We start from the raw sequence: 25,184 nt of genomic DNA, 5'->3' as shown, positions 1-25,184 counted from the left end.
GTTGTCGGTGCAGGTCACTCCGGTTGTGAAGCAGCTTTGGCTACAGCACGCTTAGGATGTCGAACCCTGCTGTTGACACTCAACTTGGATAAAATTGCTTGGCAACCTTGTAACCCTGCGGTGGGAGGTCCAGCAAAATCTCAGTTAACCCATGAGGTAGATGCCTTGGGTGGGGAAATTGGCAAAATGGCAGATAGAACATATCTGCAAAAGCGGATTCTGAATTCTTCGAGGGGACCCGCAGTTTGGGCTTTAAGGGCTCAGACTGATAAGCGGGAATACGCTGCAGTAATGAAAGAAATTGTGGAGAATCAAGAAAATTTGATGCTCCGCGAAAGCATGGTCACAGACTTAGTTTTGGATAGTAATGACCAAGTAATTGGCGTCCAAACTTACTTTGGCGTGGCGTTTGAATGTAAAGCCGTTATCTTGACCACCGGTACTTTCTTAGGAGGAAAAATCTGGGTTGGGAATAAATCAATGACAGCCGGACGTGCGGGAGAATTCGCTGCAATTGGTTTAACTGAAACTCTCAACCGTTTGGGTTTTGAGACAGGACGTTTGAAAACGGGAACTCCAGCGAGAGTAGATAAACGTTCTGTAGATTACGGCAAAATGTCTTTGCAACCCGGCGATCGAGATGTTCGCTGGTTCAGTTTCGATCCCGAAGTTTGGCAAGAAAAAGAACAGCTACCTTGCTACATGACTCGCACTACAGCCGAAACCCATCGTTTAATTCGGGAAAATCTCCATCTTTCCCCGGTTTACGGTGGTTGGGTTGAAGCTAAAGGTCCCCGTTACTGTCCCAGTATCGAAGATAAGATTGTTCGTTTCGCTGATAAAGATAGTCACCAAATTTTTATTGAACCGGAAGGAAGACAAATTCCCGAATTGTATATTCAGGGATTTTCTACTGGTTTACCAGAGAATCTTCAACTCCAAATGTTGCGCAGTCTTCCCGGGTTAGAAAACTGCGTCATGCTTCGCCCTGCTTACGCCGTAGAATACGATTATTTGCCTGCAACCCAGTGTTACCCCACGCTGATGACGAAAAAAATTGCTGGCTTATTTTGCGCCGGACAAATTAACGGGACTACTGGTTATGAAGAAGCTGCAGCCCAAGGTTTAGTTGCTGGAATTAATGCAGCTCGTTGGGTAAACTCCCAAGAAATGATTATTTTTCCCAGGGAACAAAGTTATATCGGTACTTTAATAGACGATCTGTGTACGAAGGATCTACGCGAACCTTATCGAATGCTCACCAGTCGTTCGGAATATCGTTTGCTCCTACGCTCTGATAATGCTGATACTCGCCTTACACCTTTGGGACGAGAAATTGGCTTAATTGATGATAGACGTTGGCAATTATTTAGCGAAAAACAAGCAAATATTGCAGCTGAAAAAGAACGCTTAAATTCAACTCGCATCAAAGAACACGATGATGTTGGTAAAGCAATTGTAGAAGCTACCAAGCAAGCAATTAAAGGTTCCATAACTCTTGCAGATCTATTAAGACGTCCGGGATTTCATTACGCCAATCTCGAACACCATGGGTTGGGAGATCCCAAGCTCGAGCGAGCAGAAAAAGAAGGAGCAGAAATTGATATCAAATATTCCGGTTATCTAGCCAGACAGAAAAATCAAATCGAACAAATTTCTCGTCAGGCGAACCGAAAATTACCTACTGATTTGGATTATGGAACAATCGAAACTCTTTCCAAAGAAGCAAGGGAGAAGCTGAATCAGGTGCAACCACTGACAATCGGTCAAGCATCTCGCATTGGTGGTGTTAATCCAGCTGATATCAATGCTTTGTTAATTTATTTAGAATTGCGTAAAACAAATACCCAGAAAGAGTTTTCGGCATTATCTTAAAACACTTTTCATGAAGCTCGATTATAGTAGTAGGGAATACATCTAGAAGGCGGGTATGATAGATGACATCTGTGATCTAAATTGCCATTACCAATAGTCATCATAAATCGTTATTTTTCTGTCTAGGTAGGTTAAATAGAGGATTTATAACGATTAAATCTGTCTAATCTAGATCCCAAAGTTAAGAGAAAAGGTTTAATACCAACTCCGTATTTCTATGTAGAAAAGGAGAAACTGACTCTTAAAAGCTACAATATAAAATCGCCATGTTAAAAGCAGCTAGTACTCATACAATTCTTTCAGAAGCATCCGAGGAATTGATTGGTAATGAACCTTGGACAATAGAGGTTTATGCCGATGGCTTGATGGATGAAATCTTTTCCGATGTTGAAAATATTCTTGAAGGTAAGGGATTGGGTTCCCAATTCAAGCAAAAATCAACAGTTAAGTCATCGCCAATCGTAAATCCTGAAACGCCGGGACAAATCAAACCAGTCAATTTACATCATCAACAAGGAGCAACAAAAACTGTTGCAAAATCTTCCCCAAGAATTGATTCGAAAGTTAGTCAGGCGAAAACTAATAACGCGAAAAATAATCTATCGCCAAAACCTCGCGCTGGGTGGAAGAAATTATTCTCAGTAACAGTTAGTCTTGCTTTAGCGACTGCTGGACTTACTTGGCTGATCTATTCTGGATTAGTCGATCGCATTTTTGCTCGGATCTTTGCCGAAGAATTACATTTGGCTCAAATCGAGCAGTCATCAAAAGAAAAAATATATCCTCAAGCTGAACTTGTTAATTATATGCTGGGAGCGCTAGCAGCTATTGAGGAAGGAGAAGCTCAAGATAAATCTAGCAATAATATGATGATGGCTAGTATGAGTGAAAATCTCCAAAACTCTACAATACCAATGGCGAGTGCAAGTGCTGCTAGTGGTAGCTTACCACCAGTCCGTGGTGCTAATAATTTACAGCCAATGCCCAGCCGATCTACAAAAGTTGTAGAACGTATTTATATTCCTGTATATCAAGCGCCACCTCCAATGCGCTATAAACCCCCATCTGTTGCTAGTGCTTCTCCAGGAAAGTTACCACCGATCAGAGAAGTCGCTCATAAGAGTTATTCAAAGCCATCAAAATCTAATGCAGGGAAAGCTGCTAAAAATACCGTTCCACCAACAAAGCTAACATTAATGAAAACTGAGTTGAAACCTGTGGAAATGGGCGATAAAACAGTAGCAGTAGGAGCAGCACCTCAACCGAAGCCGGTAATACCACCAAAATTAACGAGTGCAAAAGCGCCAACAGAAAATAACACATCAGTAAATACTGCACTGGTTCAAAATCAAGAAGTTGCATTTGCAGCAGCTAAACCTTCCCATGAGTTATTAGGGGTAATGGACTTGGGAGAAAAATCAGCAGCTTTGTTTAAAATCCAAGGTATTACTCGTCGGATCCATAAAGGAGAAAGTATTGGTTCTAGCGGTTGGACTTTAGTCGATGTTAGTAATAATGAAATTGTTGTCCGTCGTAATGGAGAAGTGCGTTCGATTCAAACAGGACAAAAGATTTAAAGTTTTAGGGTTTTAAAATTTAAACTACCTCATAAGAGTTTGAGTATTAACTTTTTGAGTTCAGCACTTAAATAGCTTTTAGCTCCAGGAATCGCAAAATAGAAGTTGCAAAATATTATCAGATTACAAGCAAAAGCATCTACCTACACATCTACAGCAATCTTTCCCAAACAATATTTCCAAAAAAAATCTGACTGAGACTTAAATCAAGTAAAAAAGCTCTTGATTTAAGCTATTGGGTGTTTGCAAAAACTTCATTCTTTCGCGGATGGAGTTTTTTAGGTCTCTAATAAATAAATATTTTTTATTTCAGGAAAATTCAGTTTAGATATTGAATTCAATTATGAAAACAATTTGGAGCATGTGACTTAAAACCGTTTATTTTTCCCGTAATCAATTATTCCAACACTGTATCTTGATATGAAAAGGGTTTTAAATAATCGATTTGTTGTCTAAGTCACTTTTTGAGAGTATAATAAGTAACTTTTATTCAAAGATTGACATGATGTTTACATATCAAAAAAAATGTACGATCGCGGTACTTGAAAGTCTACAAAAGATCAGGATTTTAGCTAAGAAGCTAAAAGACATAGGTTTTCCGATGAATCAAGTATATTTATTAGAACCCAGAGAAAAAGATGGTTTGGCAGTAATTTTAGATGATTTAAGGATTCCACAAAGCTGCATTCAGTTTTACATTGAAAGCCTGTTGAAGGGAGACGGCTTATTAACTATTTATGCAACTCAAGATGAAATTAATCTTGCAAAACTAGCCCTTGAGGATAAAGAAATCCATAATTGGCAAGTTTACGACTATCTAAGAACTTAGTTTTACACCCGAAATTAAGGAAGATAAGATACTTTAAGCATAAACACGTATGTTTAATTTTCTATATATAAATAAAAGTATATTATTGAATATATAAATTAGAAGAGTTCTGAAATTATTTGCTTAGAAGGAGTTACCCATAGAATAAATAACAGAAAATTAAATAACAGAAAATGGAAAATAAGAATATTTCGGTAATTATAGCGATCGCTATATTGAACTAAAAATTGATGTCGCGAGTATTTGTTTGCAGTCAAAAGTAATGTTGGGAAGTTTGTAGATTAAATTTAAATCTATTCAATTAAAATTATAAGGATTAGCTATTGAATTCATCCATCTGTTGTGTTCTATCCCATCAAGTAGCGATAGTGATCTTGGTTCTTCTGGGCAAAATTCTAAACTAATCCTAATCTTGCCTTTTTGCCATTCCGAACTACCTGGTTGAAGAATTTGACAGACTTGTCCATTCCCCAACCATTTTTCTTTATGTTCGTCTTTTAGGGAGAGAACTTGTTTCATTTTGGTTATAAATTCACCAACCTTAAAAGTTGGGTGTGGCATTAAGATATGCCCTGAAGTAACACAGACAACATCGTCTTGTGATAGTGGCTGAAATTTATTATTCATTAATATTTTCCGAAGTTATATCCATTAACAGTTAATAACGTAAATTGCTACTTACAAGAGTGCCAGATTTTTATCTCCTTTAAACCCTCTTGGGAACAGTGAAATTAGATACAAGTCCCCCTTTTTAGGGTGTATTTAGGGGGATACAAGAGAATCTAAAAAGTTTTTTATAACTAGCAACTTGATTTAATGTTAAACAATTCACTGTTTTAACTGCTAATAGATATATTTGTCAAAAAATATTAGAAGAACCAACCGTAGGAATGTAAGCCCTTACCTAGAAGATTGACACCGAGGTAGCAAATCCAAACAACTACAAAACCAGTTGCAGCAAGAATAGCCGGACGTCTTCCTTGCCAGCCCCGAGTAATGCGAGCATGGAGATAAGCCGCAAATACCAACCAAGTAATTAAAGCCCATGTTTCTTTAGGATCCCAACTCCAGTAAGAACCCCAAGCTTCATTAGCCCATACGGCTCCAGCAATGATACCAATCGTCAATAGTGGAAAGCCTAATCCAATAATGCGATAGCTGGTGTTATCAATGGTTTCAGCAAGACTAAGACGTTGAGGTGAAAGCGTTTCAGTTTCTTGGATTGGAGTTGTGATGACTGGTGCTTCCAATACTGCTGTTTTTCCATTCGCTTCACTACCCGAACGAATCACACCATTATTTTCTGCGACATCTGTTTCTATCTGGGAAACTAATTCTCCTGCTTTATGCAAACGATAGTTATTTTGGCGATAACCCCCAGAACCAAAAGAACTACCTTGGAGTTGAATATTTTGACCCCTGGTTACAACCAAAAAAGCGATCGCTAACAAAGAACCAACCATTAAAGCTGAATAACTCAACATCATAATGCTGACGTGCATCATTAACCAATTTGATTTCAATGCTGGTACCAAGGGTTCAGCGACTTGCATTCCTGAAGGTAAGGTTAAAGCAGCAAAAGCAGTAATAGCCATTGTTACTGGTGCGGTAACCACCCCTACCAAGCGACTGCGACTGATATTTTCAGCAATTAAATGAACAGTTGTAATACCCCAAGTTAAAAAAAACAAAGATTCATATAAATTACTGAGTGGGAAATAGCCAGCTTCCAGCCATCTTGCTCCTAGTAAAGTTGCAATAGACAAGTTTGCGATCGCCATTCCTGAAGTTCCTAATGCAGCTAAATATGGCACGTTGGGGAATGCTGCACCACTCCAATAAATCAGCATTGTCACAAACAGAACAGCAAAAGAAGCATTATCAAGCCAATTTTGTAATACAACTAAGTTCATTGGGCGTTCTTTCTCCGGTGGATTCCTAAAATATTTATATGACTGAAATGATCCTATCTGTTCTTGTGGTGTCCTAACTAATTTGGTTGAAATTATATTTGGTAATTGGTAATTGGTAATTGGTAATTGGTAACTCCTGACTCCTGACTCCTGACTTCTGTACAGACGTAGCATGCTACGTCTCTACGATCCCTGACTCCTAACTCCTAAATTTCAATTTATTTTTTAGAATCTTTTAAACTTTCAGAAGTTTCTGGATTTATAGTCGGAGCAGGTAAAGGTGCTGGTTTATCACCTTTTTTAACTGATATAAAAATATCGTAGCGTGTACTATGGCGATCGCTGAGCGCAGTTGTTACCCCAAGAGAACGAATAGCTTCTAACCAAATGCTTTGACTAGGTAATAAACTCCCGATAGGGAAGTTCTTTGCTGCTTGTTCTAAATCTAAATAAAACTTTCCATTGTGAGGATTGAGCTGGGAAGGAACAGTTTTTCTCCATGAAGGTTTACCAGTAAGAGAATTAGATGGTTTAGGAATAAATTTTTCGGTTAGGGGTGCACCCAAAGATAAAAAAGCAGTATCTCCATTTAACCAACCGTGGGTAGCAACTGCTGTACCTGCAGGTCCAAGCCAGTTTACAACTGGTTGATTCCTTACTTTTCCTCTTTCCACCTGAAACTGCAATTCACTATTAACTGTTGCATCAAGCTTTTTGAAAGCTGCTTCAGCTTTGGAGCGATCGCTTGCTTGAACCATAAATACAAAAGCTGCTCGAAAATCTTGATTTAAACTATCTTCTTTAGTTTGAGTTGGAATTACTGATAGTGAGAATTCACCTTTCATCCAACTCAGTACATCTCGTTCTAAATCTAGTTTTGTTAATGATTTAAAACCTTTTCTTAATTCTTCAGGTTTTACGGGTGAGAGGGGATTTGCTTTAGAGGTTGAAACATAATTGAACCAAGAACGCTGTAAGTTTCCCCCTGAAACCATCAAGATAGTATCTGCAGGTAAACGCTTCTCCATTTTCCCTGCATTATTCTTTCCTTTTAACTCACGACGACCGTTTGGATTGAGCCAAGAAACTCCTTTGAAGTTAATTCCTTCGGATTCTAAAGTAATGCTTCCTGCTAAACCTTGATTATTTTTTAATTGAGTTAAAACTTGTGCTGGTAATTGACGTTTGGGAGAACTTGCTGCAATTTTGGCAGACAATGGAACGTTAATATAAAATCGCGCAAAAGGGTTATAGGTAGATATTTTAGGGAAGTTTTGGGTAAAACCTGCAGTTTTTTCTAAAGAATTATTTTCTGTATAAGCATCAATAGCTCTTTCCATTGCTTTTGGACGATCCGCAATTACCAGGAAACGCTTATCAATTGCTGCTGCTGCAAATTTTTCTCCACCATCATTCCCAGTTTTTTCTTTAATTTCAATCCCTTGATATGTCCTCTGATTCCATTTTCCTTTCCCTGGAGTTTTGGGTTGTGCCAAAATTTCCTGGGCTTTCAGTTGGTTTTTTATAGGGAGAACTAAGAGTAATGATTGTCCGTTTGCTGAGGTTTTGGAGGTTTCTGCTACTGGCTTAGGCGCTTTTTTACTACCTTTAGGAGCCAACACAGCAATTGTTAATTCATTACCAATCCAAGGACTAATATCTTTTTGATAATCATATCCATTACTACTTAAGAAGCGATCGCGTAACTGTACTAAATTTTTATCTAGTTCTTTTTGAGTTTTTTTTGTACCAAACTCGCGTAGTTTATTCCACTGTCTTTCATCAGTACTTAAAGATACTGTCATCACCGCATCTCTAGGAATAATACTTACACCTACTGGTAAATCTCTAGATAATGGTTTTCCTTGGGTCAAAAACCAATATCCAGCAATTCCTCCACCAATCAATAACCCCGCAGTCCCTAAGGTCAAGGGTAAGGATGGCTTCTTTTTTTTATTCTTTGCAACAGGGATTACAGGCAGTGCCATCGAAACCAACACCTCATTATCGCGAAATAATAATTACTTTCCCTATCGGTAAAGTTAACCAAAACCTTTCCGTAAACTCTAGGGTCACTAATTACATTATTTTTATTCCTCAAAAATGATAATACTTTTGACAATCAACTGACTTTTTTCGCAATATTTTTAATACACGAGTGAGTGTAGCGATCGCATTGATTCCTCAAAAGTCAACTGTAAATAAGGAATAGAGATTTATGTAACTATTCTGCTTATGTATCTTTCCACAGCTTATATCTTTTTGCCACCACACAAAATTTGCACCTTAAAAGGTACGTTATAGCAAAATTCTAACTTTGGTTCTAAGCTCTAAGTTCCAAGTTCTAAGTTCTAAGTTTTAAGCCCTAATCTTTGTTCTAATTACTCAAAAACTATATTTTGTTCCTAGGGTGAATTTACCTGCATTTTACCCAAGTATTTACTTAGATAAGGTGAAAAAACTTCATAAATTAACGTCAAAGGTTGTCCGTGATGCCAAAACAAATAGTGACGACCCCAAAAAGGTCCACTACAGTCAAATCCAATTTCTAATGGAGCTGAATCTCCATAATAAATTCCCTGTACGTCTCGATATAATTCAGTACGCAAGCGCGCTAAACTTGCCCAAATAGGCAAAGACCTGTTTTGTAAATACTCGTCCACATGAGATGCTTCCCACCAAGATGTTGCATAAGCTAATCGTTGACCAGAAGCCGTACGCAACCACACCTGACGCCGCAATCTAGGACCAGGTATTCTTTGGATTAATTCGGGAGCAGCATCCAAATTCATGCCGATGGGTGACATATCAATGACATCTACTTCCGTTGGTTCTCCTGTCAGTAACTTTAAATGTCTGGTTGGAGAACCATCACCTAAAAGTAATAATTGCCAAGCAGGAGCTAACTGAGTGTGAGGTAAACCCTGCTGTATTACTTCCTCTCCCCCTTCCCAAATCGGACTGAGACGATGCCAACTCGTAGGTAATGTTAAGTTATTTGAATATTTGTAGGTTGCAGTCAAAGCTCTACTCTTAACAAAAATTTACTTATTTATATGAAAGCACAAAAAAGCGATCGGGGTTGGGTATATATTTTCTAAAAATAATAGAGACGTTGCAGTGCGACGTCTCTACTAGTAGTTCATGTTTACTAATTAATCCCAAATATAACTGACAGGGAGCAATTATCTGTAAAAAATGCGGATGGCGAGACTCGAACTCGCAAGGCAAAGCCACACGCCCCTCAAACGTGCGCGTATACCAATTCCGCCACATCCGCTCTTGTTTGCTAGATATAGAATATAGCATATAAAAACAAATATAGTAATCTAATATCTGAGTAAATTAAAAAAATAAGCAAAAAGTTTGGAGAATTTCTGCTTAGGGATATCTGAATAACAGAAAAATTGCAGTTTCACAAGTGATATTGACAAGGGGTGCGAACACCGTATAATTCACGGTGCTGTCGAGTCTCAGAGATGAGAAACCGACCACTAACCATCGCACCACAACTTGCACACTTATCTGGTGAAGACTCACCCCAAGCCCGAAGCCAACTCCTGTAAATACCGGGGAGCTTGCTTGGTATTCTCCCACTCATAATAGAGAAGAGAATTTCAGTAAATCTGGACTAATGTAGAAGCTAGAAGATGAAGTTTGACAAAATATTAATTGCTAATCGGGGAGAAATTGCGCTTCGCGTTCTCCGGGCTTGTGAAGAAATGGGAATTGCTACTGTTGCTGTCCACTCCAGTGTTGACCGCAATGCTCTCCACGTCCAGCTTGCTGATGAAACAGTTTGTATTGGCGAACCTGCAAGTAGTAAAAGTTATTTAAATATCCCTAACATTATTGCTGCAGCGTTAACCCGTAACGCGAGTGCGATTCATCCCGGATATGGTTTTTTATCGGAAAATGCTAGATTCGCGGAAATTTGTGCAGATCATCATATTGCATTTATTGGTCCGTCCGCAGAAGCTATTCGCCTCATGGGTGATAAGTCCACTGCAAAGGAAACAATGCAAAAAGCTGGAGTTCCTACCGTGCCGGGTAGTGGTGGATTAGTAGGAACGGACACCGAAGGTTTGGCGATCGCCAAAGAAATTGGTTATCCAGTAATGATCAAAGCTACCGCAGGTGGTGGCGGACGCGGTATGCGTCTGGTACGCTCAGAAGATGAATTTGTAGTTTCTTTTCAAGCTGCTAAAGGTGAAGCTGAAGCCGCCTTTGGTAATGGTGGAGTATACATAGAAAAATTTATCGAGCGCCCGCGTCATATAGAATTTCAAGTATTAGCCGATAACTACGGTAATGTAATTCATTTGGGCGAACGGGATTGTTCAATTCAACGTCGTAATCAAAAGCTATTAGAAGAAGCACCCTCAGTAGCTCTTGACCCAGAATTGCGGGAAAAAATGGGACAAGCAGCCGTGAGGGCTACCCAATTTATCAATTACAGTGGTGCGGGTACTATTGAGTTTTTACTCGATGCTTCCGGTAGTTTTTACTTCATGGAGATGAACACCAGAATTCAAGTGGAACATCCCGTGACAGAAATGATTACCGGGGTCGACTTAGTGGTAGAACAAATTCGCATTGCTCAAGGAGAAAAGCTGCGATTAACCCAAGACCAAGTAGTTTTAAAAGGTCATGCTATTGAATGTCGGATTAATGCAGAAGATCCGGATCGCCAATTCCGTCCAGCACCTGGAAAAATAAGTGGTTATCTTCCTCCCGGTGGTCCAGGAGTAAGGGTTGATTCCCATGTTTATACTGATTACCAAATTCCCCCTTATTACGATTCTTTAATTGGTAAGTTGATTGTTTGGGGACCAGACCGAAATACTAGTATTAATCGTATGAAACGGGCATTAAGAGAATGTGCAATTACGGGACTACCAACCACAATTGCTTTTCATCAAAAAATTATGGAAACTCCCCAGTTTTTGCAAGGTAATGTTTACACTAACTTTGTGCAAGAAATGAGTTAATCCAAGCTCTAGCTAACTTTCTTAACTGAAGTTACGACATTGAGCGCATGGTTTAGGACACCCTAATGTTCTTGAAGGGAGAGGGAACAAAAAATGTCCGATTCCAAAAACCTGGTGCGATAAAGCACAAAATCACAAAAAATCAAACACTCGAGATTAGATGGCTAATTTCAAGTCATCAAAATTTTCGAGTGTTCAAAATTGGCTAATTCTTAAAAGTTACAAGGTACGGTACGTAGATTACGAGATATAGAACTACATGTTCTGATTTAGAAATTTTTCTATTTCCTGTTCCCTGTTCCCTGTTGCCTATTCCCTGTGAAGTAAAATATGATTTCCTAACTTATTTACCTACTGCGATACCTGAATTACAAGATATTTGGGAACTTATTGTACTCGAGAGAGCATGGTGAGTAGACCTTGCTGACCTAATAAAATTTCCCGTAAAAAACTAAAAATTCCAAACCAAATAATTGGGGTAATATCTACTCCACCTATAGGTGGTACCAATTTCCGCAATATCACTAGAAAAGGTTCTGTAGGTAAAGCGACTAAATAAAAGGGAAAACGATTCAATTTTAGTTCGGGAGACCAACTCATGATTATGCGGAAGATGAACAGAAGCATCATCACTCCCAAAAAGGGACCGAGAATCCAAGTTGTGATATCTATACCATTCATAGCCTGAAGTAAAGTCGCTTGAAAGCCGTTACAAAAAATAAAGCTTTGTAAATATAGCTCTTTTTGATTGTAAACCCATATTGGGGAATGGGGAATGGGGAGTGTGGGAAGTAGTTTCAAGTTGGGGAATGGGGATTGGGGATTGGGGATTGGGAGTAAAGTTAAGTCGTAGCTTATAAATTTTCAACAGAGCGATCGGACTTGGGACTGAATAGGGGAAATAACCTTGATTTTGTTAACATAATTTAGAAGACTGTAACAAAAAAGGTTTATATCCATGACACCTTCTTTAGCAAATTTCCTTTGGAGCTTACTTTGGGGTTCAGTAATTGTTGTTATTCCAATTACAGTAGCTTTAATTTTCATCAGTCAGAAAGATAAAATTCAACGTAATTAAGCCACTTTAGAAAGTATTATTTGACTCTGTGTGACCGATAATCTTTCAATTCCGAACTTATTTGTAGTTCCGTGTAATTTATCTGTTAGTGCCATACAAGCTATACTTGGCTGAAATACAGAAAAAATCTTTAACATAAACACAGATGCTTCAAAGCAACATCTGATGCTTTGGAGCTTTAATATTTTTTTGTAAAATTTTTATGTGTTTGTTTTGTGTTTTTGGCTATAGTGGAGATTTTAATTTTAAGTAGTTAACATAGATTTGATATTAGGAAAACAACAATGTTAATTTTGGGGCTGAATTCAGCCAGTGTTCTGGCACAGGTTAATTTCGGAACTAACCCAGCCAGTATTTTAGGAATTTTCTTAGCTGTAGCTGGGGCTGGATTATATTTCCTTCGTACTGTAAAACCGGAATTATCCCGAGATCAAGATATATTTTTTGCTGCTGTTGGTTTGCTCTGTGGCTTTATTTTAATATTCCAAGGTTGGCGATTAGACCCAATTTTGCAATTCGGTCAGTTGTTATTGATCGGTACAACTTTATATTTTGCCTATGAGAGTATTCGCTTACGGGGCATTGCTACCCAACAAGCAAAGCGTAACACCCCAATTGTTGATGATGAGCGAGAAATAAGCAATCGCTATCAATACGAACCCAGCAGCAATCCAAGGAGATCTAGAGCTGCGCGAGTGGAAGCTGAGTTGGAACCACTACCATATTATGAAGATGACTATGATGATGAACGCCCTGTGCGCGGTCGTATACCTGGAAGTAGGGATAGTCGTCTAACTCGTCCCGACTACTATGATGATGAAGCTCCTCCCCGTCGTCCATCACGTCGTAGTAATAGAAGTACCCGAGAAGGGCGAGATGAAAGATCCCGTCGTCGAAATTCTGGAGGATATGATAATCGACCTACTTCAAGGTACCAAGAAGATGATTGGGAAAAATCCAAGCAAGTAGAACGATTTGATGATGACTGGGATAAGAGTAATTCCCCCAGGGAAGCTAGACCGCCAAAACGTAAAATCAAAGATGAAGCACCTCGCTCGGAGTTTTCCTCAGAAGAAGTAACTCCTAGAAGAAGAAAGAGGAGAAGACCCACAAGTAATACAAACTCCCAAGATTCCCGACCAATTTCAGGAGATGATGAAGTAATTTCTACTCCTTATGTGGATTTTAAACCCATCGATCGCCCCGATCCAGAATCAGATCGTCCCATTAACTTCGACGATATTTGAATAAATAAATAATTAATTAAAACTGAAGTTGCATTATATAGAAGCAATGAATAGAAGCAACAAAGAAAAGTCAGTGTGAGTAAAGTGATATCCAGTATTTGGCTCCAAAGATTGAGTAATTGGAGCCTTAGTTGCAGTCTGGCAATTTTACTAAGTTCTTGTAGTTATACCGATCTTCCTATTGGATCTTCTTCCCTTAACAGTCGTTATACCGAAGAACAACCTACTTTGAGTGGTAACGGTCGTTTTTTGGGATTTATTTCTAATCGTAATGGTAATCATCAACTGCTGCTGTTTGACATTCAACAGCAGCAGTTTGTTCGTACGCCAAACTTAAATCGAGCGCGAATAATAGTTGAAGCTCCTAGCCTGAGCCATAGTGCGCGTTACATTGTTTATATGACAACAGATCGAGGTAGACCTGTCGTATCACTTTACGATCGCGCGACAAAACAATCACAAGTCTTGACTTCTTTTTATCCGGGTTGGGTAAGAAATCCTAGTATTAGCCCTGATGGACGCTATGTTACTTTTGAAACCTCTAGTCGCGGTCAGTGGGATATTGAAGTGTTAGACAGGGGACCAAATATAGAATTAGATATACCTGATGGTACTCCTGCAACTGCACCTACTGAATAAATTGAGTAATGAGTAATAAGTAATAAGTAATAAGTAATAAGTAATAAGTAATAAGTAATAAGTAATGAATAAGGAGTAACGAACAAAACTAATATCCAAAATCCTTTGGTTTAGGATAAGGAATGTGGATTAAATAAAGTACAAAAGTAGGGTGCTGTTAGCATCGCGTAACGCACCGTTCCAAATTTCAGAATTACAGGTTATTAAATTTTCATTCCTAAGTGAGCAGAATATATCTTCAATATTTCTTCTTATATCCAATCTGTAATGTTCAAATAATCTAATGCTTAGAAAATCTAATGCTCAGAACATTAAAATTTTTATTCCTATATTAATTAGTGCCAGTCTATTAAATGGTTGCTTTGGTTTTGGTTATCCCAGATTATTAAATTATTCATTCGATCCAGGAGGTCGTTCTCTCAATAGTACGGCTTCAGAATTAAACCCACAAATTTCTGGGAGATATATCGTTTTTACTAGCGACCGCCGGGGTAGCCAAGATATTTATATGTTCGATACACTAGGTCGCAACTTAGTAGAATTACCTGGTTTAAATTCCTTTGATGCGATCGCTTCCGATCCATCTGTTTCTAGTGATGGTCGCTATATCGTGTTTGCAGCTTCTAGAAACGGTCGTTCGGCTGTTTTTTTGTACGATCGCGAAACTAACCAAACACGCAATTTAGCAGCAGACGTACAAGCAGAAATCCGCAACCCTACAATTAGTGGAGATGGTAATATCATTGCTTTCGAGAGCAGTATAAATGGGCAATGGGATATCGTAGTCTACGATCGTCGTTTTGGTAACCGATTAAACATCCCGTAAGAAGGAGATTGGGTATTGGGTATTGGGGATTTGCTCCAGGTTTAGCGCAAGCATACTTAGGTCTTACTCTGTTTGGCTTTCCACGGAAAATTAGGAACAAGCAATGACCAATTACCCATTACCCATTACCAAAAACTAATTTTGACTTTCTGAATTTTGTACAGCTTCAATTAACGAACGTACCTCCTGAGTACCTTCAGAAGGCTCAAAAGATAATGGAAATTTACCACGAGAAATCATTCGCAAACCCAGAGGTGCAATACCAAGTAAACCCTTGAGGTCTTTTAAATAATTCCCCACAACTTGCAAACCAAATTGTCTTTCATCAATCCAACCACCTGCTTTAACTAAATCTACCAAAACCTTACGGTGGCGAATAGAACGACTATCACTAGCTGACTTACGCTTGAGAATTTCTTGTTTGATCTCGCTAATTCGATCTAATGGCGCAACATCCATTGGACATACACTGTTGCAATAATAACAACGAGTACAACCCCATACCCCAGCAGTAGACTCATTATATTTATCTAAGCGACTTTCAGTGTCAGCATCCCGGGAGTCTGCAATCATGCGCTGAGCTTTTGCAAGAGCATGAGGACCAACAAAGCTGGGGTTGATTTCCACTGCGTTGCATTCTGAATAACAAGCACCGCACATAATACAGTTACCAGTATTATCTAGTTGCGATCGCTCTTGAGGTGTTTGTAAAAATTCTCTTTGTGGTACTTTTCGGGCTGCAGTACTTACATAAGGATTAACTTTGTCCAAGTTATCCCAAAAATTATTCATATCAACTATTAGGTCTTTGATGACAGGAAGATTCCCCAAAGGTGCAACAGTTATTTCAGGAATTGTATCAGCTTTATCAGAGGCGGAATTTTCCCTTTTAAACACAGCAATTTCATCTCTCAAGTTTTGCTTACAGGCTAGAGTTGAACGCCCATTAATCCGCATTGCACAACTACCGCAAATAGTGTTGCGACAATTTTTCCGAAATGCTAAAGTTCCATCTTGTTCCCATTTAATCCGATTGAGACAATCTAAAATCGTATTACCTGGTTCCGCTTCTAAACGGTAATTTTGCACCACTGGACTAGAATTTTGTTGTTGCCGAATTATCTTAAAAATAACTAACATTTTACGAACCATTATTTTTGAATATTCACACATACCCAGAAAATAATTCCTTTTAAGCAAGCTAGTTGCTGCCAAAAAAGGAAGCATAATCCAGTTTATTCTCAAGAATAAGGGAATAAATTTAATAGATAGATAATTAAAGAATCATTGATTATCGTTTAGGTATAGCCATAAAAATTCTAATTGTAGATTTTGTACTTGCCTTGTTTGACAAAATTATGTCAATCTCTACACATAATATACTCCCCAATAAATGAGACACGGAATTTACCCCAAGGATAAATTATTATCCAATGTTTTAAATACTTGATTTTTCTCAGCTTTTTAGGCTGAAGTGTAGCGATTCAGTAAAACAAGATAATTTAGCAAATTTATATTTAGTTTTTTTAAACAGACCCAGGAAAACTAGAGTAAAACAAGGAATCTTGATTTTTGTCATTCATCTCAATTTGCTTACATTTATCACTAAATCTTTACCTAATTAGAATATCTACTTCATTAAATCCTCAATTCTCTATTAAGTTTATGTTGATGTCAATACCATTTATCCAATACCTGGAAATATCTCAAGTATTTTAAAGCAATACAAGAAGTTTATATAGAATTGTTAAAGCAACACGAATGAATATCTTAAGATAGCAATAAAGCGGTGTAATAGTCTTATAGCTTTTTAAATCTCTACAATCATCAAGTTTGATTCTTGAATGTTACTCAATATGTGAAGATTTAGCCTCTTTCATCAGATTAATTTTTTTAAAACCCCTTTGGTAATAATCATCCTAAATCCAGAAAATTAAATTGAAGTACATTCCTCACTTTAATTAAAAATTAAACAATATTTTTGCTATTATTAGTTCATGCTAGTATTAAAAATAAAATTGAGAAGAAACAGTCATCAGCATAAAAAGCTGTATTAGAGTGAATACAACCCTATTGTTTCTTTGTAAATAGAGATGTAAAAAATCTCATCTCGACTGGCAAAATAAAAATAATGTGTGTCCTCAAAAGCCGAGGAAAATTCCACGGTGTTTTAAGGTAAAGAGTTAGAGTAGGTCAGCCCTACAACTCATAATTTATAAGGACAAACATTAAATCTGAGATACCTGGAATTACTTCAGGTAAAGGCTTATTTAAATAGAGCTGACACAATTTGGAAAAGGGCTTCAAGTTATACAGCTTGATTTGTACCAGAAAAGAAATAACTTCTTTTCTAAAGATCTGATTGCTTGAAATTACCGTCAAATTACCAAAATTAATGTCTGTAGAAGCCAATAATTAAATTTTGGTATATACAGTCATGATAACGGTTATTCAATTTTGGTCAAGCAGGATTTAATCCCTTATCCAGTTGAAAAATAGTAGCTATTAAGCAGATGTCTTAAAGTCGATATTTTGACACCTAATGACATCATTTATCAGTTTGGAGAGAGTAAGGATATTTTCATCGTAATGAGTGAAACTGCAACCGCACCATTAACAGGAAAAGCACTGCTAGCTAAGGTCAAAGAACTTTCTAATTTACCACGCCGAGAAAGAGCAAAGCAGTGTGGTTATTACACTGTTACTAAAAGTAACCAGGTCCGTGTAAATCTCACTGATTTTTATGACGCATTATTGTCGGCGAGAGGAATTCCTCTAAGTCCTGAATCGCCGAAAGATGGACGTGGTCGCGAACCAACTTATAGAGTTAGTGTTCATCAAAATGGTCAAATTGTTATTGGTGCAACATATACCAAAGCAATGGGATTACAACCCGGAGATGAATTTGAAATCAAGTTAGGATACAAGCATATCCACTTAATTCAAATAGATAGTGATAAAAAAGAAACCCAGCTTGATGAAGATGCTGAAATAGATGAAGAAGATGAAGAATACGAAGAAGAAGAAGAGGAAGAAGAGGAAGAAGAAGAGGAATAATAAATAAAACTAACTTTTTCTCTGGTTAGGGGATAAGTAAAATCTAAATTATGCATGAATAATATAGAACTTTCCCCTTGCAGACAAAAATAGATGATTGAAAATATTTTATTGTTCCTATAAAAAAATCAATGAGATATCTTGCCTAAAAAAGTACTAGTATGGGAACTTTATTCATAAAATATTGAAAATTAGACAATGGTCAATAATTGTTTCAGTAATAACAATAATAAAATTACTGTAATTCAAAATTGATCTATCGTTCTGAAAAGTAAATCTTTTACCTTACTAGATTTATTTGTTTGCAAGATACTTACTGTGTTTTTTCTTCCGGAATTTCTATCAAAACTAGAGCTGTCTGCCAATAAATTAGTACTACTTGTTGAACATATGCCAGTACTAGTTGTGGTGATGGCTTTTTTTGCTATTTGGATAATTAGTTGGTTACCAATTGGGTTGTTATCAGCAATCGCAATAAATTGGCGACCAAATCAACCTCTAAAAGCAGAACAAAAATTACCTTTATTAATTTCTCTTTACCTTTTAGCCCCTTTTATTGTGTGGTTGATTAGTAGCTTTACTAATAGATCTTTTTCTGATTATGGTTGGTTAAATAAATTTTCTACTTTGATTTATTTAGGGCTAGGTTTTATTTTAGGAGTTGTAGGTATATTGATAATGTTTGCTTGTCAATTATCATGGTGTTGGTGCACTTTAAATTATTCAAAAATTCGACAAGCGAAAGTTCAACAACTACCCATCACAATGCTATCAATTTTGCTAGTAGCTTTATTTATCGGTGGTGTGGAAGAATTAGTATTTCGAGGTTTTTTACTCACAGAATTACAAATAGATTATCGACCATGGGTCGCTGTAACTGTATCTAGTTTAATTTTTGCCCTTCTTCATTTAGTTTGGGAACGCAAAGAAACACTACCGCAACTACCCGGTCTATGGATCATGGGAATAATATTGGTACTAGCTAGATTTGTAGATGGTGGTAATTTAGGACTTGCTTGGGGTCTTCACTCGGGTTGGGTATGGATGATCGCGACTATAGATACCCTGGGTTTAATTGATTACACAGGTAATGTTTCCGAGTATGTGACGGGTAGACACAATAAACCTTTGGCAGGTGCAACAGGTATTGCTTGTTTGCTGCTAAGTGGGGGAATATTGTGTTTCTTTAATTAATTTTCTTAATGCTAATACCAATTTCCTTTAATATTGCTACTCTTCCCTTATAGAAAGGAACAGGGAACGGTGAACAGGGAACAGATTTAAAGAGTTGCTCAGAAAATTGATCTGTAGCAGTGTTTTTTGAAATTGGTATAAAATTATCTTATTCTAAGAGGATGTTTGTTAGTAAGTTTCTTTGATGGTTTTCTCAATGTTCTGTGGTGAGAATCTTGAAAACTTTGCAGTTAAAATTGTCACGGGGTTTAGTGGTGCAAAGCGAGTCAATTCTCCTACAGGTATAGAGCGTGATAGTTGAACCTGTAACAGCTTGAACTCCCAATTATGGAATTTAAACCAAGACAAAGCGGTGTTGAGGTGCTCTAAAGTTGCTAAAGCTAAAACTACTACACCATCAGGATTTAGATTTTGACTGCAGACGTTAAGGATTTTATCTAAATTACCCCCACTACCACCGACAAAAACTCGATCGCATTTGGGTAAGTTCAATAAAACATTTGGTGCTTTACCAGAAATCGTAGTGATGTTATCAACTTGGAAGAGATCGCAATTTTTTTGAATTAAGCTAATACCTGCAGCAGTTCTTTCAATAGCATAAACTTGGGAAGTGGGAAACAGACGGGCAACTTCAATGGATACAGAGCCTGTTCCTGCACCAATATCCCATACAACTTGTCCTGGATGTAATGCAAGTTCTCCTAAAACTAAAACTCTCACTTCTCGTTTTGTGATTAAACCAGGGCGATCGCTAAAACATGTAAAGCAATCGTCTGGTATTCCCAATTTGGGTAAATTCTTTAAATTTAATTCTTTGTTCTTATTGTGACGCAGTAACACCACAACATTAAGTGGTGAAAACTTTTGCTTTTGTAAATACTGTAAATCTAAATTTTCTAAACCTGGAATTTCTAAAATGCGTTCGCGATTACCACCAAGGTTTTCGCAAACCCAAATTTTATATTGGCTGGGTAAACTTAAAGATTTGAGTAAACTTGCGATCGCATGAGGATTATTAGTTGTATCTGTCAAAACAGCAATTTTCTCTACACCTTGCTGCAATGCAGAAATCAACTCATCAACAGAACGCCCATGAACGCTAATAATTTTCGCATCTTGCCAAGGAATTTTAAGGCGGTTAAATGCTAACTGAACCGAGCTTAAATGGGGATGAAAAGTTAATTCTTCTGGGGGAAGTTCTGTTAAAAGTAGTCTTCCCAAACCAAAAAATAAAGGGTCGCCGGATACTAAAATTACAATTGAATTTTTACCCTGCTTTAGGTGCTGTCTAATTTTTGTAATAGTTTGACTTAAATCTCCTAGCAGTAGTCGCTCAGTTGGAGTATCAGTTTGACTTTGAGAAAAATAATCCAGATGACGCGAACTACCTATAAGCAATTTTGCTTGTTCTATAAGTTGTTTAACTGTTTCACTAACTCCGGCTAAACCATCTAAACCAACACCTACCACATGTATTTTTGTCATCAGTTGGGAGTTATGGATTTTACAATTACGATGGATATCGAGAATGATACGTTACGGACATTAGCCTACGCCCGTAACGTCATAACACACCCAAAACTTGCACGCTTTTGCAATTTTTTTAGTGTGAATATAAATTAGATTCACAAATATCAGCTTAAACTACGTGCAAATTAAGCTTTAATCATCCACCAAAAGGTACCAAACGCCTCAAAGCACGACCGGAAACTTCACCGTATCGTAATTCTCCGCAGAGAATTTTACCCATGATTTGAGCTCCAGAAGGACGCTTAACCCCAACTTTATAACCAATTCCAGGAAAGCGATAAAATGCACCGGCTAATTTCTTCGCCCAAGACATTTCAGAACCCCATTCATCATTGATGATTTGGGAGTATTTCTCTAAAGCATCAACTTCACCACCTACAGCTTTGTCAATAGCTTCTGCTGCTTTTATCCCACTAAAAATCGAAGGACGAATACCCTCAGCAGTAAACGGATCGACAACGCAAGCTGCTTCTCCTGCCAAAATAGCATTTTGAGTATGTAGCTTTTGATTCCCATCCCATACACACAATGGATGACCGTATTGCTTAGCACTTTTAAGATCTACATTAAAAGATGAAGCATACTGGTCTAATATCTTCTTAAAATCTTGTTTCCCACCACCGATGAAAGTTCCTACGCCAATGGAATAACCGTCCGCTTTAGGAAAATTCCAAATATAGCCATTTTTAACTATACCAAATTCAAAATGAAGCGTAGAAGCATCTTTAATATCAGCACTTACTTCCGCTTCTAAAGCAGCAGCCAAGCGACGTTTGCGTTCTTTAAAACCCAGCCACTTTGCCATGGAACCTTTTGCACCATCTGCTGCAATTAAATAACGAGCACTTAAAGGACCATATCCGGTGTCTACTTCCCAATGGTCACCCTTGAACTCTATTCCTTTTACTTCAGTATTATCTTTAAGTTCAGCTCCTTGTTTTTTCGCTTGCTCGATTAAAAAGTTATCAAATACATCTCTTCGTACCATCCAGACTGGCTCAGAAATTTCCAGTTTAGATTCGACTGGATCTTCCATTTTCCAGGTACAACGTAAAGTATCTGCTTTCACTGAAATTGCTGGACTAAAGTCAAAATCAAACCATTTAGCAATAGCAGGTGAAACGCCACCACCACAGGGCTTATATCTGGGTAAAGACTCTTTTTCTAAAACCAGTACCGAACGTCCGCGTTTGGCAAGATGATATGCAGCACTTCCACCAGCAGGTCCGGCTCCGACAATAATGCAGTCATACATACTACTAATTCTTCGCTCCTGAATTAATTTACTTCTTGGTGTTTATTTTGACTGTAAGTATGGTCACCTCGAGAAAAACTTTAAGCAATGACACCGAAATTTGTTATTGGAAAAAACTGGATTAACAAGTAGAAAGTATTAGATTTAACTTGACTTAACCTTTATTCCTAATAAGTAGACAATTTCAGTATATTTTTCACGTGCTACTCAGATTAGTTTTTATTCGATCTCGATTTAATTGACCTTAGATTTAATTGAATTTGAGCTAATTATTTATCTAAATTTTAAATAGTATTTGAATTATGGTTTTATCTTTGCTTACTTTTGTCTCTACTTAAGTTACAAGCAAATATTAAAAATGATTACAAATTTTTTGCCAAGTAAAATGCAAATTCTATAAAATTTTAATAAAAATATCAATCATATTAGAAATTATCCGAGGGTTTTAAGCCTTACAGAAATAATCAATGGGCACAGACAATAATATTCAGCCGTAAAGATATTGGACATAGTCAAGAAAAGTAAAAGGCAGGGATAAGCAATTGTATCCCTGTAAACCCTTTACCTTCAGACAACTTATACCGTTGTGATATCTTTTTCTTTTTCCGCTAATAATTGATCGATTTTAGCGGTATATTTGTTTGTCAACTTTTGTACTTTGTCTTGCAAATCCCGCGATTCATCTTCAGAGAGATCGCTATTTTTCTCATCCTTACGAATAGTGTCAAGGGCATCGCGCCGGATATTCCGAACTGCAACACGTCCCTCTTCAGCATATTTAGCAGCTATTTTGACTAATTCTTTACGACGATCGCTCGTCAAAGGGGGTATGTTTAACCGAATGGTAGAACCATCATTGTTCGGTGTCAAACCCACATCTGACATAGAAATCGATCTTTCAATCAGACTCAGGCTACCAGGATCGTAGGGTTGAATTAAAATTGTCGTCGCATCAGGCGTACTAATATTTGCCAAGGATTTTAGAGAAGTGGGGGTACCGTAGTATTCCACCATCACCTTATCTAACAAGCTGGCATTGGCACGACCAGTACGAATAGTGTTAAATGCGCGTTGAGTCGCATCAACACTTTTTTGCATTGTACTCTCAGCTTCAGCTAACTTCACAAGAACCTCCCACAAGCGTGCCAATCGATTCTCCCATGACTGCTCGGTAGATGTTACCCTTTACCGAAATATCAAATATGAGAATCGGGATATTATTTTCCTTACATAAGGCTATCGCGGTACTATCCATTACTCGCAAATCATTGGTTAAAACATGTCCATAGTTAAGAGACTGATAACGTTTTGCTTCAGGGTATATGTGGGGATCCGCATCATATACCCCGTCAACTTTAGTTGCTTTAAATATTACCTCAGCATCAATTTCTGCTGCCCTTAAGGCTGCTGTTGTATCAGTGGTAAAGAAGGGGTTTCCAGAACCAGCACCAAAAATAACCACCCGCCCCTTTTCTAGATGGCGGATGGCTCGACGACGAATATAAGGCTCGGCGATTTCCTGCATTGCGATCGCAGTTTGGACTCGTGTTTGTAGTCCGATTCGTTCAAGTGAATCTTGTAGCGTCAGGGAATTCATTACTGTAGCAATCATCCCGATGTAGTCAGCAGTTGCTCTGTCCATACCCCCTGCTGCGGCCTTGACACCACGAAATATATTCCCACCTCCCACAACAATAGCCATTTGAACACCAGTGGCTACCACTTCTGCTACTTCTGAGCCTATTCGCTTTACGATTTCTGGATCTATTCCATAGCCCATATTTCCCATTAAGGCTTCACCGCTCAGCTTCAGTAAAACCCGTCGGTAATGTGTTCCCATGAAGTTACGCTTGATCTAAAAAATATTGTTGCAATGACCTCCAATTTAAGATAGCAGCATGGTGAATATATGTCTCTAGTTACGCCATACTAAAGGAGTACCGAAAGGCTCTGTCTCTGTAGTAATTATTACTTGGTTGTTTAACAAAGATGTAATTGCTTCTTTGAGATAGTTCACTCGTGCGGCTGTCTGATTTTGGGGGTAACTATCAATTTGTCCCTTGTAGCGTACTACACCATCTTTATCAATGAGGAATGCCATTGGTGTTTTTGTTGCACCAAAACTGCGGGTTACATCTTGTGTTGAATCCCATAAATAAGGAAAATTCAATTCATGCTCTTCGGCAAAAGCTTTCATATGCTTAAAATTTTCTTGGGGCTCATTGTGGGCATCAGCACCATTCATTCCAATGGAAGTAAAGCCTCTTTGTGAAAATTCTGCTTGGATATTTTTCAGCCTTTCTAAATATAGATTTACATAAGGACATTGATTACACATTGAAATTACACAAATCACTTGGAATTGATTTAAGTAACGATGGAGGTGATGTACTCGCTCATCAATTCCTGGGAGCTCAAAATCTGGTGCATAGTTGCCAACGGGAGTGTTCATTTTTTCTAATTTAGTCATCTTCCCTGATCTGAAGGAACTAGGAATAAATCAATATTTTTTAATTTAGTTTTTACTTATAGATTTCAACCTATACCCAAGTCAATATCTGAATATTTCTCAATTTTATGTGTAGCTTAAATAGCTGTAAATTGTGAAAATACTGAATGTAATAACTAATTGTCTTTAGTTGTATTTATTTAAATCCAAGTCCTGACTTCAATCCACTAATAATAACTAAGGGGAATCCAAAGAATTTAATAATTAAATATTTAGTATCAGTAAATAATATTTTTGATTTTAACTATATTATCATCTGTAAACTAGTAATATTAAAAGCATATCTTTAATTTCAGCTAGTTATTAGTGTTTCGATTTGAATAGTTTCAAGCCAATTAAGATAAATTATTATAAATTCCCATCGCTCAAAACAAAAACTTGATGTCATAAATAAAATTTAAATTATTTAAAGTAAATTAATCTGAGTAATATACTTACAATGTTAAATATATTTAATATAAAAAATCTCAATAAAATACGAACTTATTAATGCCAACATAAATATTTTATTTGATATATTTTTATGAGATTTAAGTATTTTTTATGCCAATCATACATAGTGTTATTTTGTTAACTGTTTGAATTTAGCTTACATCATCAATTACACAAAAAAATACAATTAGAATAGATTGTTGCTTCACACAATATTTAAATTACGGGAATA

Annotated in this window: 22 protein-coding genes and 1 tRNA gene; 10 read left to right on the top strand and 13 right to left on the bottom strand. The window is 37.4% G+C overall.

Annotated features, from left to right (window positions below):
• From mnmG to QNJ50_RS21315, 3 genes are all read left to right on the top strand, one after another.
• The coding region (gene mnmG, locus QNJ50_RS21325) for a tRNA uridine-5-carboxymethylaminomethyl(34) synthesis enzyme MnmG (RefSeq protein WP_300639092.1) at positions 1-1,875 on the top strand (1,875 nt) is incomplete at its 5' end.
• Positions 1,876-2,141: 266 nt separating this feature from the next.
• Positions 2,142-3,452 (top strand): hypothetical protein, encoded by a 1,311-nt coding sequence (locus QNJ50_RS21320; protein WP_300639089.1) that lies wholly within the window; start codon positions 2,142-2,144, stop codon positions 3,450-3,452.
• Positions 3,453-4,053: 601 nt separating this feature from the next.
• Positions 4,054-4,281, top strand: coding sequence for a hypothetical protein (locus QNJ50_RS21315; protein ID WP_300639086.1), 228 nt, complete (start codon positions 4,054-4,056; stop codon positions 4,279-4,281).
• A gap of 297 nt (positions 4,282-4,578) precedes the next feature.
• On the opposite strand, the gene QNJ50_RS21310 is transcribed toward QNJ50_RS21315, so the two are convergent.
• The 6 genes from QNJ50_RS21310 to QNJ50_RS21285 form a co-directional block, all read right to left on the bottom strand.
• The gene (locus tag QNJ50_RS21310; RefSeq protein WP_300639083.1) at positions 4,579-4,842 is read right to left on the bottom strand and encodes a KGK domain-containing protein; all 264 of its coding nucleotides are present in this window, start codon (positions 4,840-4,842) and stop codon (positions 4,579-4,581) included.
• A 308-nt stretch (positions 4,843-5,150) separates the two neighbouring features.
• Positions 5,151-6,194, bottom strand: a complete 1,044-nt coding sequence (gene ccsB, locus QNJ50_RS21305) for a c-type cytochrome biogenesis protein CcsB (RefSeq protein WP_300639098.1) — start codon at positions 6,192-6,194, stop codon at positions 5,151-5,153.
• A gap of 218 nt (positions 6,195-6,412) precedes the next feature.
• On the bottom strand, positions 6,413-8,182 hold the full coding sequence (locus QNJ50_RS21300; RefSeq protein WP_300639081.1) for a DUF3352 domain-containing protein: 1,770 nt from the start codon (positions 8,180-8,182) through the stop codon (positions 6,413-6,415).
• A 417-nt stretch (positions 8,183-8,599) separates the two neighbouring features.
• Complete coding sequence (locus tag QNJ50_RS21295; RefSeq protein ID WP_300639078.1) at positions 8,600-9,217, bottom strand: chorismate lyase; 618 nt, start codon at positions 9,215-9,217, stop codon at positions 8,600-8,602.
• 176 nt (positions 9,218-9,393) lie between these two features.
• Positions 9,394-9,474: transfer RNA gene (locus QNJ50_RS21290), tRNA-Leu, on the bottom strand.
• Between the two features lie 135 nt (positions 9,475-9,609).
• Positions 9,610-9,795 (bottom strand): hypothetical protein, encoded by a 186-nt coding sequence (locus tag QNJ50_RS21285; protein ID WP_300639075.1) that lies wholly within the window; start codon positions 9,793-9,795, stop codon positions 9,610-9,612.
• Positions 9,796-9,844: 49 nt separating this feature from the next.
• Between QNJ50_RS21285 and accC the strand changes: the two genes are divergently transcribed.
• Positions 9,845-11,185 (top strand): acetyl-CoA carboxylase biotin carboxylase subunit, encoded by a 1,341-nt coding sequence (accC, locus tag QNJ50_RS21280; RefSeq protein WP_300639072.1) that lies wholly within the window; start codon positions 9,845-9,847, stop codon positions 11,183-11,185.
• A 387-nt stretch (positions 11,186-11,572) separates the two neighbouring features.
• Here the strand turns inward: accC and QNJ50_RS21275 are convergent, their stop codons facing one another.
• The gene (locus tag QNJ50_RS21275) at positions 11,573-11,866 is read right to left on the bottom strand and encodes a YggT family protein (RefSeq protein ID WP_300639095.1); all 294 of its coding nucleotides are present in this window, start codon (positions 11,864-11,866) and stop codon (positions 11,573-11,575) included.
• Between the two features lie 277 nt (positions 11,867-12,143).
• Between QNJ50_RS21275 and QNJ50_RS21270 the strand changes: the two genes are divergently transcribed.
• The 4 genes from QNJ50_RS21270 to QNJ50_RS21255 all read left to right on the top strand — a co-directional run bounded on the left by QNJ50_RS21270 (position 12,144) and on the right by QNJ50_RS21255 (position 14,975).
• Positions 12,144-12,263, top strand: a complete 120-nt coding sequence (locus QNJ50_RS21270) for a photosystem II reaction center X protein (protein WP_058184143.1) — start codon at positions 12,144-12,146, stop codon at positions 12,261-12,263.
• A 284-nt stretch (positions 12,264-12,547) separates the two neighbouring features.
• Positions 12,548-13,510: a Ycf66 family protein gene (locus QNJ50_RS21265; RefSeq protein WP_300639067.1), complete on the top strand. Its 963-nt coding sequence runs from the start codon at positions 12,548-12,550 to the stop codon at positions 13,508-13,510.
• Between the two features lie 75 nt (positions 13,511-13,585).
• Positions 13,586-14,149: a hypothetical protein gene (locus tag QNJ50_RS21260; protein WP_300639064.1), complete on the top strand. Its 564-nt coding sequence runs from the start codon at positions 13,586-13,588 to the stop codon at positions 14,147-14,149.
• A gap of 283 nt (positions 14,150-14,432) precedes the next feature.
• Complete coding sequence (locus QNJ50_RS21255) at positions 14,433-14,975, top strand: Tol biopolymer transporter periplasmic protein (protein ID WP_300639061.1); 543 nt, start codon at positions 14,433-14,435, stop codon at positions 14,973-14,975.
• Positions 14,976-15,110: 135 nt separating this feature from the next.
• Here the strand turns inward: QNJ50_RS21255 and QNJ50_RS21250 are convergent, their stop codons facing one another.
• The gene (locus tag QNJ50_RS21250; protein WP_300639058.1) at positions 15,111-16,115 is read right to left on the bottom strand and encodes a succinate dehydrogenase/fumarate reductase iron-sulfur subunit; all 1,005 of its coding nucleotides are present in this window, start codon (positions 16,113-16,115) and stop codon (positions 15,111-15,113) included.
• Positions 16,116-17,564: 1,449 nt separating this feature from the next.
• On the opposite strand from QNJ50_RS21250, the gene QNJ50_RS21245 reads away from it, so the two are divergent.
• Positions 17,565-18,032, top strand: a complete 468-nt coding sequence (locus tag QNJ50_RS21245; RefSeq protein WP_300639055.1) for an AbrB family transcriptional regulator — start codon at positions 17,565-17,567, stop codon at positions 18,030-18,032.
• Between the two features lie 390 nt (positions 18,033-18,422).
• On the top strand, positions 18,423-19,226 hold the full coding sequence (locus QNJ50_RS21240; RefSeq protein ID WP_366914311.1) for a CPBP family intramembrane glutamic endopeptidase: 804 nt from the start codon (positions 18,423-18,425) through the stop codon (positions 19,224-19,226).
• Positions 19,227-19,394: 168 nt separating this feature from the next.
• Here the strand turns inward: QNJ50_RS21240 and cbiE are convergent, their stop codons facing one another.
• From cbiE to QNJ50_RS21215, 5 genes are all read right to left on the bottom strand, one after another.
• Positions 19,395-20,711 (bottom strand): precorrin-6y C5,15-methyltransferase (decarboxylating) subunit CbiE, encoded by a 1,317-nt coding sequence (gene cbiE, locus QNJ50_RS21235; RefSeq protein WP_300639049.1) that lies wholly within the window; start codon positions 20,709-20,711, stop codon positions 19,395-19,397.
• 181 nt (positions 20,712-20,892) lie between these two features.
• The gene (locus tag QNJ50_RS21230; protein ID WP_300639046.1) at positions 20,893-22,011 is read right to left on the bottom strand and encodes a geranylgeranyl reductase family protein; all 1,119 of its coding nucleotides are present in this window, start codon (positions 22,009-22,011) and stop codon (positions 20,893-20,895) included.
• Positions 22,012-22,587: 576 nt separating this feature from the next.
• Positions 22,588-23,136 (bottom strand): ribosome recycling factor, encoded by a 549-nt coding sequence (gene frr, locus QNJ50_RS21225; protein ID WP_300639043.1) that lies wholly within the window; start codon positions 23,134-23,136, stop codon positions 22,588-22,590.
• A complete protein-coding gene (gene pyrH, locus QNJ50_RS21220) occupies positions 23,123-23,851 on the bottom strand; it encodes a UMP kinase (protein ID WP_300639040.1) in 729 nt (242 codons plus the stop codon). The genes frr and pyrH overlap by 14 nt, the downstream gene beginning before the upstream one ends.
• A gap of 75 nt (positions 23,852-23,926) precedes the next feature.
• Complete coding sequence (locus QNJ50_RS21215; protein ID WP_300639037.1) at positions 23,927-24,481, bottom strand: thioredoxin family protein; 555 nt, start codon at positions 24,479-24,481, stop codon at positions 23,927-23,929.
• Positions 24,482-25,184: the final 703 nt, after the last annotated feature.

The organism is Mastigocoleus sp. MO_188.B34 (assembly GCF_030065675.1).
Lineage (GTDB): Bacteria > Cyanobacteriota > Cyanobacteriia > Cyanobacteriales > Nostocaceae > Mastigocoleus.
Note: the sequence above shows the minus strand (reverse complement) of the source record. Positions and strands in the feature narration are given on the sequence as shown.